Source organism: Fundidesulfovibrio sp. (assembly GCF_058402725.1).
Window position 1 is genome coordinate 1 of record NZ_JBZVFJ010000034.1, and the last position, 17,032, is coordinate 17,032.

General features: G+C 66.8%; 11 protein-coding genes. 2 read left to right on the top strand and 9 right to left on the bottom strand.

Going from position 1 to position 17,032, the window contains the following annotated elements; genetic code table 11:
* Nucleotides 1-96 precede the first annotated feature (96 nt).
* The 6 genes from ACV4UX_RS06550 to lon all read right to left on the bottom strand — a co-directional run bounded on the left by ACV4UX_RS06550 (nucleotide 97) and on the right by lon (nucleotide 10,078).
* The gene (locus tag ACV4UX_RS06550) at nucleotides 97-1,953 is read right to left on the bottom strand and encodes a 4Fe-4S ferredoxin (RefSeq protein ID WP_491592513.1); all 1,857 of its coding nucleotides are present in this window, start codon (nucleotides 1,951-1,953) and stop codon (nucleotides 97-99) included.
* Nucleotides 1,954-2,196: 243 nt separating this feature from the next.
* A complete protein-coding gene (locus ACV4UX_RS06555) occupies nucleotides 2,197-4,254 on the bottom strand; it encodes an acyl-CoA dehydrogenase family protein (RefSeq protein ID WP_491592514.1) in 2,058 nt (685 codons plus the stop codon).
* A 126-nt stretch (nucleotides 4,255-4,380) separates the two neighbouring features.
* Nucleotides 4,381-5,277, bottom strand: coding sequence for a phosphoribosylaminoimidazolesuccinocarboxamide synthase (locus tag ACV4UX_RS06560; protein ID WP_491592515.1), 897 nt, complete (start codon nucleotides 5,275-5,277; stop codon nucleotides 4,381-4,383).
* A gap of 19 nt (nucleotides 5,278-5,296) precedes the next feature.
* Entirely contained in the window at nucleotides 5,297-6,601 is a 1,305-nt protein-coding gene (hisD, locus tag ACV4UX_RS06565; RefSeq protein ID WP_491592516.1) for a histidinol dehydrogenase, read from the bottom strand.
* Between the two features lie 276 nt (nucleotides 6,602-6,877).
* Nucleotides 6,878-7,378 carry a 4Fe-4S dicluster domain-containing protein gene (locus ACV4UX_RS06570; RefSeq protein ID WP_491592517.1) on the bottom strand — a complete coding sequence of 167 codons (501 nt, stop codon included), beginning with the start codon at nucleotides 7,376-7,378 and terminating at the stop codon, nucleotides 6,878-6,880.
* A 243-nt stretch (nucleotides 7,379-7,621) separates the two neighbouring features.
* Nucleotides 7,622-10,078, bottom strand: coding sequence for an endopeptidase La (gene lon / locus ACV4UX_RS06575; RefSeq protein WP_491592518.1), 2,457 nt, complete (start codon nucleotides 10,076-10,078; stop codon nucleotides 7,622-7,624).
* Between the two features lie 264 nt (nucleotides 10,079-10,342).
* On the opposite strand from lon, the gene ACV4UX_RS06580 reads away from it, so the two are divergent.
* Both ACV4UX_RS06580 and ACV4UX_RS06585 read left to right on the top strand, forming a co-directional pair.
* On the top strand, nucleotides 10,343-11,605 hold the full coding sequence (locus tag ACV4UX_RS06580) for a branched-chain amino acid ABC transporter substrate-binding protein (protein WP_491592519.1): 1,263 nt from the start codon (nucleotides 10,343-10,345) through the stop codon (nucleotides 11,603-11,605).
* 31 nt (nucleotides 11,606-11,636) lie between these two features.
* Nucleotides 11,637-13,316 carry a GGDEF domain-containing protein gene (locus ACV4UX_RS06585; protein ID WP_491592520.1) on the top strand — a complete coding sequence of 560 codons (1,680 nt, stop codon included), beginning with the start codon at nucleotides 11,637-11,639 and terminating at the stop codon, nucleotides 13,314-13,316.
* Between the two features lie 307 nt (nucleotides 13,317-13,623).
* Here the strand turns inward: ACV4UX_RS06585 and clpX are convergent, their stop codons facing one another.
* From clpX to tig, 3 genes are all read right to left on the bottom strand, one after another.
* The gene (gene clpX / locus ACV4UX_RS06590) at nucleotides 13,624-14,877 is read right to left on the bottom strand and encodes an ATP-dependent Clp protease ATP-binding subunit ClpX (protein WP_173084723.1); all 1,254 of its coding nucleotides are present in this window, start codon (nucleotides 14,875-14,877) and stop codon (nucleotides 13,624-13,626) included.
* Between the two features lie 52 nt (nucleotides 14,878-14,929).
* Complete coding sequence (gene clpP / locus ACV4UX_RS06595; RefSeq protein ID WP_491592521.1) at nucleotides 14,930-15,538, bottom strand: ATP-dependent Clp endopeptidase proteolytic subunit ClpP; 609 nt, start codon at nucleotides 15,536-15,538, stop codon at nucleotides 14,930-14,932.
* 168 nt (nucleotides 15,539-15,706) lie between these two features.
* A complete protein-coding gene (tig, locus tag ACV4UX_RS06600; protein WP_491592522.1) occupies nucleotides 15,707-17,020 on the bottom strand; it encodes a trigger factor in 1,314 nt (437 codons plus the stop codon).
* Nucleotides 17,021-17,032 lie beyond the last annotated feature (12 nt).

Here is a 17,032-nt window from a genome sequence, read left to right on the forward strand (position 1 = left end):
GTGAAGCCCGCGAAGCGGAAAGGGAGTCCAGAGGGCGTAGCCCTTTGGCCGCCGGAGGCTTTCTTTACGTCAATAGGTCAAGCACAGCTTCAACGTCTAGTTCTCGGCCGAGTGCAGGCCGCCCGCCCCGGCGCGGAAGTCCACGTTGGTCTTTTCCGGGTCTTTGGGGTGCGCCTTGGAGCAGTTCCAGAGGCAGGCGCCGCAGTGCACGCATTTCTCGCGGTCGAACAGGGGCACTCCCGCCTCTGGGTTCATGGCGATGGCCTGGCCCGAGCACATGTCGATGCAGATTTTCTCGCCGCATTCCTCGCAGAGTTGCGGATCCACGAAGACCACGTGGTCGGCGTAGCCGAAGGGGGCCTGCACCTTGCCGCCCAGAAGCAGCGCGTCCTGGTGCGACACCAGGAGTTGCCCGTCGTATTCGATCCTGGGCCAGCCCACGCGGTCCATCACGGCGTCGTGCAGGGCCTCGCCCTTGGCGCGGCATTCCTCGCGCATGCGGGCCAAGTCGGCTGCGGGGATCTGGGGATAGTAGGTCTCCTCCAGGGTGGGCACGCGCTCGTGGGGGGCGCGGTGGTCGCCGCACAGGTTCAGTTTGCCCTCGGTGAAGCCGGTGAGGGCCATGCCCAGGAGCCCCTGGATGAACCCCTTGCCGAAGCCGTCGCGGGATTTTTCGGCGACCTTGGCCTCCGCCTCCAGGTGCGAGGCGCGCCTGCGGGCCACGTAGGCCTCCTTGAGGTTGGCCCGTGTGAAGGGCTTGCCGGCCTTGAGCAGTTCGAGCACGCCCTCGGCCAGTTGCACGCCCGAGGTCCAGGCCTCGTCCACGCCCGAGCCCGTGAGCACGTTGGTGGTGCCGGAGCCCTCCCCGATGCGGGCGTAGCCGTCGCCCACCAGCCATGGCTCTCCCCTGCGCCCCGACTCCAGGAGCGACTTGGCTCCCCAGGAGCGCATGACGCCGCCCTTGAGGTGCTGCCAGAGGTAGGGGTGGGTGATCCAGTGCTGCAGGTAGCGGTAGGCGGTGCGCACGGGGATGTCCAGCCAGGAGGGCACGAAGATGCCCAGGGAGGCCACGCGGCCGGGCAGCACGTAAAGGAAGCCGAAAATGTCGGGCTCCGGATAGCCGAACGTGTGGAGCACGAAGCCTTCGGGCAGCGTGCAGGATTCGGGCAGGTCCACCACCATCTTCATGCCCAGGGCCCAGTCGCGGCGGGCGTGGCCGTGGGGCATGCCCATGGCGTCGTCCAGGCCGCGCCCCACGGGGCCTACGGGGCCGTCGCCGATCACGGTGAGGGCCGCCTTGATGTCCATGCCGGGCATGTATCCCGCGTCGGGCTCGCCCTGCTTGGTGACGCCCTGGTCCACCAGGCGAACGCCCACCACGCGGCCGTCCTCCACCAGCGCCTTGTCCACGGGCATGCCGGGCCAGACCTGGGCCACGCCCTCGGCCATCACCTGGGAGCCCACCCACTGGTTGAACTGGCCCAGGGAGAACACCAGGCCCGGTTCCTTGCGCAGGAACGGGGGGATCCAGGGCAGTTCCACCGAATGCTCGCCGCAGAAGGGCAGGTGCTTGCCGAAGGTGCGGATGAGTCCGTCCTTGATGTCCAGGAGGTCCTGGCGGCGGCTCGCCCCGTGGGGGTCCAGGAGGTAGGCCACCTTCTCGCGGGTCACCTCGGCGCACAGGGGCACCTGGGCGGGGTCGAAGTCCGGGAAGGACTCGCGGATGCCCCGGGCCTTGCTCACCACGCCGGAGACGCCTGCGGCGATGTCGTCGGCGCGCTCGTAGCAGATCACCTGCGGGGGCATGCCGGGCATGACGGCGCTTTCCACGGCGGGCGTGCCGTCCGGGTTCATGAGGCCCCGGCTCAGGGTGGTGAGGAATCCGCCCATGGCCGGGCCGAAACCGACGCAGACGATGTCCACGTCCATGCTCTGGCGTTCCATCTCCGACATGCTCTCTCCCTCGTTGGGCAGCCCCGGCGCGTCCGGGGTCACGGTATGGTCTGTGGATTCAAAGGATCGCAAAGGGCGCGGCCCTTTGGCCTGCGGTGGGCTCTCCCCGTCGGGAGGGCCGCCGCTCACCGATGCCCTGCGAGGCGTCAACGTGGACGGCCTCAGGGCGCGAACGCCGCCGGACGCTTTCCCGTGCGGAAAAGCGTCCGGCGGCCGGATCGTCGTTGGTCAGCCGGGGCCGGTCTACTGGGGGTAGTCCAGGGCCTCGGGGATCATCACCTGGGTCAGGGCCTGGCCTGCGCGGTCCTTGGCCAGGGCTGCCCCGGCCGTGGCGCGGTCGATCCCGGCGCGCAGGGCCTCGAAAGCGGCCAGCTCGGCCTCGTCCTGGGGGCCGAAGCCGTAGACCATCTGGGCGCACACCCGGGCGCACTCTCCGGCGGCGCGGGCGGCCTGCACCATGGAGAGGTCCGCGAAGAAGGCCAGCGTGCCTTCCAGGCCCTCGGCCACGATGGGGTTCTCCGGGCCTTTTTCGGCCAGCTCCAGCACGTCGCCGACCTGGGCGCGGGAGGCCATCACCCAGCAGAGGGCGTCGGCCATGGGGAAGGTCACGTTCTGGCGGCGGTTGTGGTAGAGGCGCGCGCCGGAGGGGTCCTTGGCGCGGTGGAGGAATTCCAGGGTCCACAGCCACAGCTCCATGGAGGCGGCCACGGCCCCTGCCCCGGTTTCCGGGCGGGAGGCGGCCAGCGCTTTGAAATCCTCGATCCAGATGCGCAGCCGGGCCAGGAAGACCTCATTGGTCATGGTGATGGAGAGGTGGCGGCGCTGCACGGCCTCGGGGCCTTCGTAGGTGGCTTCCAACTGACAGTCGGTCCACTTGTAGAAGAGGAAACCGGGGCAGTCTTCTGTGATGCCGTAGCCGCCCATGAGGGCCAGCACTTCGCGCATCATGTTTGCGCCCTGGCCGGTGTTCCAGAGCTTGCAGGCCGGGCAGAGAATGTTGGCCAGGGACTCCAGCAGGGCGTAGCGCACCAGGGTGTCCTCGCCAAGGGCCTCGAAGCGGGCCTGATCGCGCTCGGCCTCGGGCGTGGCTTCGAGCCGGAGGTATTCCACGGCCATCTTCTCCACCTTGCGCAGTGCCGAGAGCTGGGATTTTGCGCCCACCACGCCCTGTTGGGCGAAGATGCGGTCCTTCTCCTTCTCGGTGGGGTCGAGCTGGTCGAAGAGGCGTGCGGTCTCGAAGCCCAGCGAGGCTCCGGCCTCGCCCATGGCCCACACCTCGGCCAGGCGCAGCACGGCGTCCTGCTTCTGCTGGATGCCCAGGTCGAACTTTGGGGTGCCGGGCTGGGCGTCGCCGCCGCGGAAGCGCTGGCGGTGGTAGCGGATCACGGGCTCCACGGCCGAGAGCAGCTTGGCCGTGGACATGAGGGCCACGGGCACGCGGGTGCGGTGGAACACCGCGCCGATGATCTCGGAGTGGGTGTAGTTGGGAACGATGACGCCGTCCTTGACGGTGTAGCCGCCCACGATGCGGCTGGCCGGGACCTTCAGGTTGAACACCGGATCGCGCGTGGAGGAGAGCTGGTGCACCATCTTGAGGGTGGGCGCGCCCCGGTCGAAGAGGCCTTCGTCGGTGTCTTCCACGATGACGATGCAGGATGTCTTGATGCGCGGATCGTCGGTGTCCACGGCGCAGGTGGCGAAGTTGGCGAAGTCCATGCCGGTGATGAAGCGGCCGCGTTTGTCCACCTGGAGGATGGGCTCCTTGCCTTCTTCCCACTCGGCCACGCGAAGCTTGCCCACCAGGGTGTTGGTCTCCACGCCCACATAGGGCAGGGGCTCGGTGAGGGCGAAGGCCCCGCGGATGATGGCGCGGTCCTCGCCGGGCTGGGGGGGCACGCAGCGGCTCATGTAGGAGTCGCGCTGTTCGGGGGTGCCGCGTTCGTGGATGGGGGCCAGGGCCAAGTTGGTGGCCAGCGAGCAGGTGGCTGCTCCGGCGTCCACCCAGGCCAGCTCGAAGGCGACCAGGGCCAGTGCGAGGTTCTTGGGGCCCTCGATGAAGCCGCCCTGGTGGGGGTCCATGAAGAGCGCGGTGAGGCCGGAGGAGTCGAAGGCGTCGAGGAGCTGGGCCTTGTGGTCGGTCCACTCGTGGGTGTGTCGCGCGCCCTCCGCCACCAGGCGCGCCACGAGGGTGCGGGCCAGGGAGCGGGCGGACTGGACGGTCATCTGGATGTCGTAACGGTCGGCGAAGCGCCACATGATCTGGCGGACATCGTCGCCGGGAAGCGTGCGAAGGGTCTCCATGAGTGTTCCTATCACCTTTGGATTTGCGAAAAGACGGCCGGATACGGCGCGAAATTCAATGTTTTTACGCCATCGGGAGGGGCGCGTCAACGTGGCGCGCAGCCGCGCCCTCCTGCCGTGCCGGATTCAGAAGTTCAGGCTGTCGCCCGTGAGGGCCTGGTAGGCCTCCAGGTACTTGGCCTGGGTGCGCCGGGCCACTTCTTCGGGCATGGTCGGCGCGGGCGGCTTCTTGTTGAAGCCCACGGATTCCAGCCAGTCGCGCAGGTACTGCTTGTCGAAACTGGGCTGGCCCTGGCCGGGCTTGAAGCCCTCGGCGGGCCAGAAGCGCGAGGAGTCGGGCGTGAGCACCTCGTCGATGAGGATCAGCTTGTCGCCGATCATGCCGAACTCGAACTTGGTGTCCGCGATGAGGATGCCCCGGCCCGAGGCGTAGGCGCGGGCCTTGGAGTAGATGGCCAGGGCGGTCTCCTGGGCCTTGTGGAAAACGGCCTGTCCGGTGAGGGCCTTGGCCTGCTCCAGGGTGATGTTCTCGTCGTGTTGGCCGATGTCGGCCTTGGTGGACGGCGTGAAGAGCGGGGCTTCGAGCATCTGCGACTCTTCGAGCCCCTGGGGCAGCTGGTGGCCGCAGACCTTGCCGGTGGCCTTGTAGTCCTTCCAGCCCGAGCCGGTGATGAAGCCGCGCACGATGCACTCGATGGGCAGGGGTTTGGCCTTGCGCGCCAGCACTGCCCTGCCCTCCAGCAGGTCGGCGTAGGGCTTGAGCCCGGCCGGGAAGTCGGCCACGTCCACGGCGAGGAGGTGGTTTTCCACCACATCCTCGAACATGCGCATCCAGAACGTGGTGATCTTGTTGAGGATCACGCCCTTGTAGGGGATGGGGTCCGGCAGGATCACGTCGAAGGCGGAGATGCGGTCCGTGGTGACGATGAGCAGGACGTCGTCCGCGACCTGGTAGATGTCGCGGACCTTGCCTCTGGAGACGAGGGGATATTCCTTGATGTCGGTGGTGACGGCCACTTGCATGGTCGGGTCCTCCGGGGAGCTATTCGTTGCGGCACTCGACGGAGCGGGCGTGGGCCTCCAGGCCCTCCAGGCGCGCCAGCCTCGCGATCTTGGCCCCGTGCCGCCGCGCGTAGGACGCGGGCGCGGCGATGAGGCTGGACTTCTTGATGAAGGTCTCCACGGACAGGGCCGAGGAGAACCGGGCGTTGCCCATGGTGGGCAGCACGTGGTTGGGTCCGGCGAAGTAGTCGCCCACGGGCTCGGGGCAGCCCGCGCCAAGGAAGATGGCTCCGGCGTGGCGGATGCGCCCGAGGATGCCCCAGCCGTCCTCCACGGCCAGCTCCAGGTGTTCCGGGGCCAGGCGGTTCACGGCCGCGAGGGCCTCGTCCATGTCCGGCGCGACGACCACCGCGCCCCACTCGGCCAGGGAGCGTCGGGCGATCTCGGCCCTGGGCAGGCGCTCCAGCTGGTCGCGCAGGGCGGCCAGCACGGCGTCGGCCTGGGCGGGGCTGTCCGTGACCAGGATGGAGGCGGCCAGGGGGTCGTGCTCGGCCTGGGAGAGCATGTCGGCGGCCAGCCAGGCGGCGGGGGCGTTCTTGTCGGCCAGGATGACGATCTCCGAGGGGCCGGCGATCATGTCGATGCCCACCTGGCCCACCAGAAGGCGCTTGGCCGTGGTGACGTAGATGTTGCCAGGCCCCGCGATCACGTCCACCGGGGAGATGGTGCGGGTGCCGAAGGCCAGGGCGGCGATGCCCCAGGCGCTGCCCACGCGGTAGACCTCGCGGATGCCCAGGATGGAGGCGGCGGCTAGGATGTAGGGATTGAGCGTGCCGTCGGCGCGCGGCGGCGAGATGGCCGCGATGCGCTCCACGCCCGCCACCTGGGCGGGGATGGCGTTCATGAGCAGCGAGGAGATGAGCGGCGTCTCGCCCCCCTGCCCTCCCGGCACATAGAGGCCCACGGAGTCCACGGGGCGCACCATCTGGCCCAGGATCACGCCGTCGGGGCCGGTGGTCCACCAGGAGTTCTGCTTCTGGCGCTCGTGGAAGGCGCGGATGTTGTCGGCGGCCTCGCGGATGATGGCCAGGTCCGAGCCGATCACCTGGGACTGGGCCGCCTGGATCTCGGCCTCGGGCACGCGCAGCATGGAGGCGGCGAAGGAGGGGCAGTCGAAGCGGCGGTTGAAGTCGGCCAGGGCTTCGTCTCCCTGGGCCTGGACGTAGGCCAGGATGTCGCGCACGCGGGCTTCCACGTCCTGGCCGGGGTCTTCCCGGCCCTTGAGCTTGGCGAGCAGCGGATCGAAATCGGCCTGACGCTGGATGACAATGCGGGGACAGGGCATGAGGGCTCCTGATGGCGTCGTTGGCGGCTTGATAGATGAAGAGGTGGTGTTTGTCGAGAGGCGGCGCGGGCAAACAAAGACCACTCAGGGGCGCTGGGCCGGAAGGGGGGCGAGGCCTCGCGGGATGCCGTGAAGACGCCCCGGGCCTTCCGGCCGTGGCGGTTTCCGCTGGCGGCCCCGCAACGGGCAGACGGCTCGGCCGACACGGTGTGCGGTGATCCGGCCGTGGCGGTCCCGGCGGGCGGCCCCTCATGCCGCCCGCCGGGGCCGCGCGGATCAACCCTTGAGGAAGTTGCGCATGAAGAACTTCTGGGCGTACTCCGGCCGCCCTTCGAGCCCCATCTCCTGGATGCGCACCAGGCGCAGGGCGCCTTTCGGGCAGGTGCGCACACACTCTGGCTGTTCGCCGTGGCCTGCCTTGCCGCCGCAGAGGTTGCACTTCACCGTGGGCGTGTCGCCCAGCACCCGGGGCACGTGCCAGGGGCAGGCATGCACGCACTCGGCGCAGCCGTGGCAATTCTCCTCGGAGACGCGCACCACGCCCTCGTCGGTGCGCACCATGGCCCCGTGCGGGCAGGCGTGCACGCACTTGGGGTCTTCGCAGTGGTGGCAGGAGAGGAAGGCGAAATGGTGCGTGCCCACCTTGGTGTGGTGGGGCGACACCATGTCCGCCATGCGCACTCTTGCCGGGAAGTGGTTCGACTTCATGCACTTGGCCACGCACGCCTCGCAGTGGCCGCACTTGTCCGCATCCTGGATCACGACGTAGTTGCTCATAAGGCCCCCCTTACAAGCATGTAATAAAAAGATTCGATCGATTGTCAATGAAGACCAGTACATGGGTGTATCCGACGTGTCCCTGTCCGCATCCATACCTGCGAAGTATGCAAAAGCTGCTGGCCGTACAGTCCAGGAAGGTGGCGCGGGCGGGTCATCCCCGTGCCTGCCGGACCCCGACGGCCTCGCCACGCAAAAAGGCCGGGATCGCTCCCGGCCTCTTTCATTCAGGGGGGCAGGCGGCTAGTGCCTGGTCTGGCCCTGGTATTCCTCTTTGAGCAGGCTGGCGGCCAGGGGCGCGACGCCCGCTCCGCGACCGCAGAAGAGCTTGTCCGGGCCTTCGCAGAGGATGGCCTGGGCCAGCACCTCGTCCATGTGCTTCACCTGGACGATCTCCAGACCGCTCAGGATGGCCTCGGGCACTTCCTTGAGGTCCTTGGCGTTGTCTTCGGGGATGAGCACCTTCTTGATCTGGGCGCGGTGGGCGGCCAGGAGCTTCTCGCGCAGGCCGCCGATGGGCAGCACGCGCCCGCGCAGGGTGATTTCGCCGGTCATGGCCAGATCGTTGCGCACGGGCATGTTCAAGAGGGCCGAGACCATGGCCGTGGCCAGGGTGATGCCCGCGCTGGGGCCGTCCTTCGGGGTGGCCCCCTCGGGCACGTGGATGTGGATGTCGATCTCCTTGTGGAAGTCCGGCTTGAGCCCGAAGTTGGCCGAGCGCGAACGGATGTAGCTCAAGGCAGCGCGGGCCGATTCCTGCATCACGTCGCCAAGCTTGCCGGTGATCTCCACCTTGCCCGCCCCGGGCATGAGGGCCGTCTCCACCATGAGCATCTCGCCGCCCAGCTCCGTGTAGGCCAGGCCGGTGGAGACGCCCACCTGGGGGGCCTCCTCCATCTCGCCGTAGCGGAACTTGGGCACGCCCAGGTACAGTTGCACGTTCTCTCCGTCGATGGGGAAGTTGGCCTTGCGGTCGCTGCCTTCCACCAGTTTGCGGGCCACCTTGCGGCACAGGGAGGAGATTTCGCGCTCCACGTTGCGCACGCCCGCCTCGCGGGTGTAGCGGCGGATGATCTCCAGCACGGCCTCGCTGGAGACGCTGATGTTGCCGGGCTTGAGCCCGTTCTCCGCGATCTTCTTGGGCAGGAGGAAGTTTTCCGCGATGGCCTGCTTCTCCGTTTCCAGGTAGCCGGGGATGCGGATGATCTCCATGCGGTCCTGCAGGGGCAGGGGGATGGAGTGCAGGGAGTTGGCCGTGGTGATGAAGAAGATTTTGGAGAGGTCGTAGTCCAGGTCCAGGTAGTGGTCGCCGAAGGCGTAGTTCTGCTCCGGGTCGAGCACTTCGAGGAGCGCCGAGGAGGGGTCGCCCCGGAAATCGGTGGACATCTTGTCCACCTCGTCCAGGCAGAAGACGGGGTTGTTGAACTTCACGCGCTTGAGCGACTGGATGATCTTGCCGGGCAGCGCGCCCACGTAGGTGCGCCTGTGGCCCCGGATTTCGGCCTCGTCGCGCACGCCGCCCAGGGAGAGGCGCACGAACTCGCGGTCCATGGAGCGCGCGATGGACTTGGCCAGGGAGGTCTTGCCCACGCCCGGGGGGCCGACCAGGCAGAGGATGGGGCCCTTGATCTTCTCCACGAGGCTCTGCACGGCCAGGTATTCGAGGATGCGCTCCTTGGGCTTGTCCAGGCCGTAGTGGTCGGCGTCGAGGATCCCCTTGGCCTTGGTGACGTCGATGGTCACGTCCTGGAGGGTGTTCCAGGGCAGGTCCAGGATCCATTCAACATAATTGCGCACCACCGTGTACTCCGCCGAGGAGGGCGGGGTGTGCTTCATCTTCTTGAGCTCGCGCAGGGCCTTTTCGCGGGCCTCCTGGGGCATGTCCTTTTCCTGGAGGCGCTGCTCGAATTCGGCCACCTCGGCCAGGGGATCCTCGTCGCGTCCCATCTCCTTGTGGATGGCCTTGAGCTGCTCGTTGAGGTAGTATTCCCGCTGGTTCTTCTCCATCTGCTGCTTCACGCGGCTCTTGATCTTCTTCTCGATGGAGGAAATCTCGATTTCGCCCTGCAGGAGCGCGAAAGCCTCTTCCAGGCGCTTCACGGGGGCGAGCTGCTCCAGGATCTCCTGCTTCTTGATGTAGTCCACCTTGAGGTGGGGCATGATGGCGTCTGCCAGGCGGCCGGGCGCGGTCTGGGCGTTGATGGCCAGGATGGTTTCCGGGGCGAGCTTCTTGTTGATGCGGCCGTAGTGCTCCATGGCCTCGTGGGCGGTGCGCACCAGGGCCTCGGCCTCGCTGCCCTCGCCGTCGTCCTCGGCCATGCGCGAGACGCGGGCGGTGGGGAAGTCGTCCTCGAAGCCCTCCAGGCCGTCTTCGTCCCACTCGGCGCGGTAGAGGCCCTCGAAGAGCACCTTGATGGTGCCGTCGGGAAGACGCAGCATCTGGAGGATCTTGGAAACGGTGCCCATGCGGAAGAGGTCGTCCGCCTGGGGCTTTTCGGTTTCGGGAGTGCGCTGGGCCACCAGGAAGATCTTCTTGTCGTAGGTGGAGACCGCGTTTTCGATGGCTTTGATGGAGGCCTCCCGGCCCACGAACAGGGGCACGATGGAGCGCGGGAACATGACCACCTCGCGCAGGCTCATCACGGGCAGGCGGAGACGGTCCGCCCGGCGGGGCTGGTCATTGGAGAAAATGCTGGTCATTCTGGCCTCCTGGGAATGGTTGTCCGCGCCGGAGGGGCGCGCGACGGCACAACGAAAGGCAAGAGAGATTAAGACAGGCCCTGAAAATGTCAAATCATCAAAATGTGAAACTATTTTAATGCAATGCCCCGATGTTCCGGAAGGGACCGCTCCCGGTGGCGCGCCCTCCAAGGCGGTTGTTGACAACAGTGGGCCGCCAAAATACTGAATGGTTCGGATGGACGTTCCGTCCTGGCCGCATCCGACCGCAATCCTGGAGGCAGAATGACCCGGGCCAAACGCAGACTGTATCGTGTCGTGGCGCTTTCGATCCTGTGTCTTGCGTGGGCCGCCTCCTGCTCCCGGAACGAAGCGAAACAGCCCTGCTCCGATTCCCTCGGCTGCGTCACCCTTGCCCCGGGAGAGCCCGTTCGTCTGGGCGTGATCCAGTCCCTGAGCGGCAAGGTGGCCGCCATCGGGCAGGATCAGGTGCGCGGCTTCGAGCTGGCCCTGGACAAAAGGGGCAACAAGCTCCTGGGCCGCGAGGTCTCCCTGGTGGTGGAAGACACCGGCTGCAAGCCCGAAGGCGGGGCCGTGTCCGCCCTGAAGATCGTCTCCGACCCGGCCGTGCTGGCCATCTTCGGCACCACCTGCTCGGCCGACGCCGCCACCGCCGCCCAGGTGATGACCGAAGCCGGGCTCTCCATGATCTCCGGCAACAACAGCGCCCCGTTCCTCACCACCATCGGCGGCCAGCGGGCGCCCAAGTGGCAGCCGGGCTTCTTCCGCACCGCCCCCAACGAGGAGTTCGCAGGCCCCGCCGCCGCCCGTTTCGCCTTCGAGAAGCTTGGCCTGCGCCTGGCGGCCGTGATCAACGACGGCGACATCTACACCCGGGGGCTCACCGAGGGCTTCCGCACCGAATTCGAGCGCCTTGGCGGCAAGGTGGCTCTGAGCGCCACCGTGAACAAGGGCGACGCCAACATGGCCCCCGTGCTGGAGGCCGTGGCCGTCACCGGGGCGCAGATCGTGTTCTTTCCCCTCTTCCAGCCCGAGGGCAACCACGTGCTCACGCAGGCGCGCAAGACCCCGGGTCTGGAAAACCTGGTGCTCATGAGCGACGGGGCGCTCATCGACCAATCCTTCCTGGCCGCCGTGTCCTCGGCCGCCGTGGGCATGTACTTCGTGGGCCCCACCCCGCCGCCCCAGGGGCCGGAGGTGGCCGCCTTGAACGCCCAGTACGTCCAGAAGTACAAGCAGGACCCGCCCACGGACTACTGGCTCTCCGCCTACGACGCGGCGGGCATCCTCTTTGCCGCCATCGATAAGGCCGCCCAGAAGGGACCGGGCGGCTCCGTGCGCATCGGCCGCCAGGCCCTGCGCGACGCCCTCTACGCCACCCGCGACTACAAGGGAGTCGGCGGTCTGCTGGCCTGCAACGAGTTCGGCGACTGCGCAAGACCAAGCTTCAACGTGTTGCGCCTGGAGGATCCTGCCCAGGGGGTCAAGGGGCTCAAGGCCAACGTCGTGTTCACCCATGCGCCCTGAGCGGGAATCCATCTCCCCCCCTTCCCTCGGCATGCGGGCGCGCCTGGGCGTCACCTCCAGGTTCAGCATGGCCTTTGCCGTGGTGCTGGCGGCCTTCGTGCTGGGCGGCGCGGTGAACTTCGCCTCCATGATGATCATCCACGACGCCGAGGCCGACATCCAGACCAGCATGGACGTGCGCCAGAAAGTCTTCGACATGGACGGCGGCCTGGAAAAGGCCCGCCGCCTCTACCGCGATTTTCTGCTCACCTACCAGGAAGTGGGATTCGCCAAGGCGCAGGAAATCTACGGCCAGCCCGCCTTCGCCGCCACGGCCCGCGTCATCGCCGTCAACGAGGAACTCAGGAACCTGATGCCCGCTTTTGTCGCAGGCGAGTCCCTGCGTCGGCGCAACATGGACATCACCCTCTATCTCTCCATCGCCAGGCGCTTTTCCTCGGTGATGCTCGAAAGCATGGCCCTGCTCACCGCCCTGGCCGATCCGGAGAACGGTCTGGAAACCCGCCTGGACCAACGCATGGAGGAACTCAAGGCCGTTTTCGCCGGAGACCAGAGACTGAGCTTTCTGGTGCGGGAGGCGGAGCTGGACGAAAAACGCTACCGCATCACGCGCCAACGTCCTTCCATGCAGCTGGCGTTCAACAAGCTCTCCAAGATCAGGCTCGCCCTGGGCGAACTGGACTCCATGCCCACGCAACGCAAGCTGATGGCCATCCGCCTCCTGGACGACTACGCCACCCTGGCCTCCAGGGTCCTGGACGCCGACGTGGAGGTGCGCTCCAAGATCAACGACATGTCCCTCCAGGCCAAGACCATCGACCCCATTTCGCAGGAACTGCGCAAAATCTCCCTGGACGAGGTGACCCGCAGCCGGGAGCGCATCGAACGGGTCAGCGGAGCGGCATTGTGGATCAACCTGGGCATGACGCTGCTGGGCATCGCCTGCGCCGTGGGCGCGGCAGTGTACGTCAGCAGGGGCGTCACCCGGCGCATCGTGGCCGTCACGCGCGGCGCCGAGCGGATGCGCCCGGGGAACCTGGACGTGACCGTGGCTCCGGGCGGCCGCGACGAACTGGGCGCCCTGGCCGAAGCCTTCAACCAGATGACCGGACGCATGCGCGAGCTGGTGGATCATCTGGAGGAAACCCTGCGCCTGAGGGACCGGGAACTCGACCTGGGCAGACGCGCGCTTGACTCGAAACAACGCGCCCTGCAGCAGCTCTCCCCCGTCGACGGGCTCACGGGCCTGTGCAACCGTCGCAGGCTGGAGCACGCTCTGCGCGCTGAACTGCGCCGCCACAAGCGCTTCCGCAACGCCCCCTTCTCGGTGATCCTCCTGGACGTGGACCTCTTCAAGGACGTCAACGACCGCTTCGGGCAGGAGCTGGGCGACATCGTGCTCGTGCGCATTGCCGACACCCTGGAGGACATGGCCCGCGAGACGGACACCGTGGGCCGCTGGGGCGGCGAGGAGTTCCTGCTGGTGTGCCCGGAGACGGACGCCAACGTGGCGGCCAAGCTGGCGCAACGGCTGCGGGAGGCCATCGGTGAGATCGAGTTCCCCCTGGTCGGGCGCGTGACGGCCAGCTTCGGCGTGACGGCCTGCGTGCCCGACGACGACGAGAACGGCGAATCGCTCCTGCGCCGCGCCGACGCGGCCCTCTACCGGGCCAAGTTGAACGGCAGGAACCGCATCGAAATCTGCCTGTAGACAACTTGCGTCACAGCATGCGCGACAACCAGACAACCGATTTTCTGGCTCCTGTTGCGTTGGGCGGAAGGCCAGGCTTGAAGGCGATCCGCCGGGCTCCACGGCGAGAGGGCCGGGACAGGCAACGCTCTTCCAGCAGGTGAAGCCCGCGAAGCGACACGGGACTGCAGAAGGGGCAGCCTTCGCCGGGAGCATCATTCCCGACCGGACGACCGCCTCCACCGAGACCGCCGTCGTCCGAGCAGCCACGAAAAAGCCCCCTGCCGTCGTCAGCAGGGGGCTTTGAATCGACGGGAAGCAGGCGGGCCTACGCGGTCTTCACTTCCTGCTGGTAGAAGAGCAGCGGGTCCTGCCCTTTCTCCACCACGGCCTTGTTGATCACGCATTCGGTGACGCCGTTGAGGGACGGCAGCTGGTACATGATGTCCAGCATGATGTTTTCCATCACGTTGCGCAGGCCGCGCGCGCCGGTCTTGCGTTCGATGGACTTGCGCGCGATGGAGGCCAGGGCGTTGGAGGTGAAGCGCAGGCGCACCTTGTCCAGCTCGAAGAGCTTCATGTACTGCTTCACCAGGGCGTTCTTGGGCTCGGTGAGGATGCGGATGAGGTCGTCCTCGGAGAGTTCCGTGAGCGAGGTGATGATGGGGATGCGGCCCACGAACTCCGGGATGAGGCCGAACTTCACCAGGTCGGAAGGGTGGGACTGCACCAGCAGCTTAGACACGTCGTCCTCGCGGGTTCCGTCCATCTTGGCACCGAAGCCCAGGGACGCGCCGCGCATGCGCTGCTGCACGATCTTCTCCAGTCCGATGAAGGCGCCGCCCACGATGAACAGGATGTTCGAGGTGTTGAGGCGGATGAACTCCTGCTGGGGGTGCTTGCGTCCGCCCTTGGGGGGGATGTTGGCCTCGGTGCCCTCGATGATCTTGAGCAGGGCCTGCTGCACGCCCTCGCCGGAAACGTCGCGGGTGATGCTGGGGCTGTCGGACTTGCGCGCGATCTTGTCGATCTCGTCGATGTAGATGATGCCCTTCGACGCTGCCTCGATGTCGTAGTCGGCGTTCTGCAGGAGCTGGACGAGGATGTTCTCCACGTCCTCGCCCACGTAGCCGGCCTCGGTGAGGGTGGTGGCGTCGGCGATGGCGAAGGGCACCTTGAGGATGCGCGCCAGGGTCTGGGCCAGGAGGGTCTTGCCCGAGCCGGTGGGGCCGATGAGCAGGATGTTGGACTTGTCCAACTCCACGTCGTCGCCCTTGGCGCCGCCGGCGTAGAACACGCGCTTGTAGTGGTTGTGCACGGCCACGGCCAGGATCTTCTTGGCCTGGTCCTGGCCGATGACGTACTCGTCGAGCAGGCGCTTGATCTCGGCCGGAGGCAGGAGCTTGCCGTCCACGGTCTCCTCGTTCAGGCTCTCCTGCGCGATGATCTCGTTGCACAGCGAGACGCACTCGTCGCAGATGTAGACGTCGGGGCCTGCGATGAGGCGCTGCACCTCGTCCTGGCTCTTGCCGCAGAACGAGCAGCTCAGCTCGGAGGATACGGGATTCTTTTTCTTGGTCATGGCGTCTTCCCTGACGCCCGGGGGAAAAACCTTCCGGGCGGCGTTGCGGAGGCTATTTCTTCTCGTCTTCCTGGGTCTGGCGCGAAGCGAGCACTTTGTCGATGATCCCGTAGGTTACGGCGTCCTCGGAGCTCATGAAGTAATCGCGTTCGGTGTCGTCCCGGATTTTATCAATATCCATGCCAGTGTGATTGGCAAGGATCTGGTTGAGCTTTTCACGCATGCGCAGGATTTCGCGCGCGTGGATGTCGATGTCGGTCACCTGGCCCTGGAAGCCGCCGGAGGGCTGGTGGATCATGATGCGGGAGTTCGGCAGGGCGTAGCGCATGCCCTTGGCTCCGGCCGCCAGGAGGATGGCCCCCATGCTGGCCGCGCTGCCCATGCAGAGGGTGGCCACCGGGCAGGAGATGAACTGCATGGTGTCGTAGATGGCCATGCCCGCCGTGACGGAGCCGCCGGGCGAGTTGATGTAGATGGAAATTTCCTTCTTGGGGTCCTCGGACTCCAGGAAGAGCAGCTGGGCGCAGACCACGTTGGCCACGTGGTCGTCGATGGCGGTGCCAAGGAGGATGATCCGGTCCTTGAGCAGGCGCGAATAGATGTCGTAGGCGCGTTCGGTGCGCCCGGTGGTCTCGATGACGATGGGTATCTGCGCGTGCACGGTGGTCTCCTTGCTGCGCGCCGGGCGTGAATCCGGCGTTGTTGTATCCTGCATGGTAGCAAGCCGTCCGGCGGGCGTGCAAGCGAAAAGGCCGGGGCGGCCTGCGGGCCGCCCCGGCGAATCGATGCGCGGCCCCCGCGCCGACCGGTCGGCGGGGTTATCCGCTGTCTAGGCCTCGGCGGCCTTGGGGTCCATCACGGGGACCTTGGTCACCTTGGCCTGGGTGTAGACGAAGTCCATGGCCTTGTCCGCCAGAAGCTTGTCGCGCACGGGGATGATCAGCCCGTTCTGCTCGTAGTGCTGCTTCACGGCCAGCACGTCCTGGCCGGTGCGGGAGGCGACCTGCATGAAGTAGGCGTCCATCTCCTGGGGAGTGGTCTCGATGCCTTCCTTGTCGGAGAGCTTGATCAGGAAGAGCTGGGTCTTCACGATCTCCTTGGCCTTGGGTTCGGCCTCGGCGCGCATGTCTTCGTCGGTCTTGCCCAGGGCCTCGGGCGACTTGCCGGTGCGCTCGATCTTGTGCTTGGCGTCTTCCACCAGCAGCTTGATCTGCTCTTCCACCATTGCGGGCGGCAGGGGGAAATCGACCTTTTCGAGCAGGCCGTCCAGAAGCTTCTTCTGGGCGGTGGCCTTGAAGAGCTGCTGGCGGCTCTGCACGTAGGAGCGGCTGATGGCGTCGCGCAGCTTCTCCAGGCTCTCGAAGCTGCCGGCCTTCTGGGCCAGCTCGTCGTCCACGGGCGGGAGGTCCTTTTCCTTGACCACGTGGACGGTGACGGTCATGTCCACGGTCTTGCCGGCCAGCTCCTGGTTGATGAAGTCGGCGGGGAAGCTCACGGGCGCGGTGTTGGTGGCGCCTGTGGAGGTGTTCTTCACCAGGTTCTCGAAGTCGGGCAGGGCCTGCCCCTCGCCCAGGGCCAGCTGGAAGTTCTCGGCGCGCACGCCGGGGACGGGTTCGCCGTCCTTGGTGGCGTGGAAGCTCACCACAGCCACGTCGCCGTCCACGGGGAGGCGGTTCTCCTTGACGACCTTGAGCTCGGCCAGGTTGCCCCGGATGCGCTCGATCACCTTGGAGATCTCTTCCTCGCTGGCCAGGGCTTCCTCTTCCTCGACCTCGAGGCCCTTGTATTCGGGCAGCTCGAACTCGGGGCAATGCTCGAAGGTGAGGGTGTAGTCGATGCCCTTGCCCTTCTCCAGTTCCACGGGGCTCACGTCGAGCTTGGCGATGGCCAGGTACTTGAGGCTGGCCATGATCTCGTTGATGTGCACGTTCATGAGCTCGTTGGCCGCCTCGCGCAGAATCTGCTTGCGGAACTTGGACTCCACGAGGCTGGAGGGCACCTTGCCCTTGCGGAAGCCGCGCAGGTCCAGGTTCTGGCGGTAGAGAGCGGTGGTCACCGCCAGGGAGGCGTCCACTTCTTCGGCGGGAACGGTGATCGAGACCTTGGTCTCGACCGGGGAGATGTCATTGACGGTATACTCCATGGGGCGTGGCTC

Coding starts and splice junctions, on each gene's coding strand:
- ACV4UX_RS06560 (WP_491592515.1), bottom strand. CDS start 5,277: ATGCAAGTGGCCGTCACCACCGACATCAAGGAATATCCCCTCGTCTCC.
- ACV4UX_RS06585 (WP_491592520.1), top strand. CDS start 11,637: ATGCGGGCGCGCCTGGGCGTCACCTCCAGGTTCAGCATGGCCTTTGCC.
- hisD (WP_491592516.1), bottom strand. CDS start 6,601: ATGCCCTGTCCCCGCATTGTCATCCAGCGTCAGGCCGATTTCGATCCG.
- ACV4UX_RS06570 (WP_491592517.1), bottom strand. CDS start 7,378: ATGAGCAACTACGTCGTGATCCAGGATGCGGACAAGTGCGGCCACTGC.
- lon (WP_491592518.1), bottom strand. CDS start 10,078: ATGACCAGCATTTTCTCCAATGACCAGCCCCGCCGGGCGGACCGTCTC.
- tig (WP_491592522.1), bottom strand. CDS start 17,020: ATGGAGTATACCGTCAATGACATCTCCCCGGTCGAGACCAAGGTCTCG.
- ACV4UX_RS06580 (WP_491592519.1), top strand. CDS start 10,343: ATGACCCGGGCCAAACGCAGACTGTATCGTGTCGTGGCGCTTTCGATC.
- ACV4UX_RS06550 (WP_491592513.1), bottom strand. CDS start 1,953: ATGTCGGAGATGGAACGCCAGAGCATGGACGTGGACATCGTCTGCGTC.
- ACV4UX_RS06555 (WP_491592514.1), bottom strand. CDS start 4,254: ATGGAGACCCTTCGCACGCTTCCCGGCGACGATGTCCGCCAGATCATG.
- clpX (WP_173084723.1), bottom strand. CDS start 14,877: ATGACCAAGAAAAAGAATCCCGTATCCTCCGAGCTGAGCTGCTCGTTC.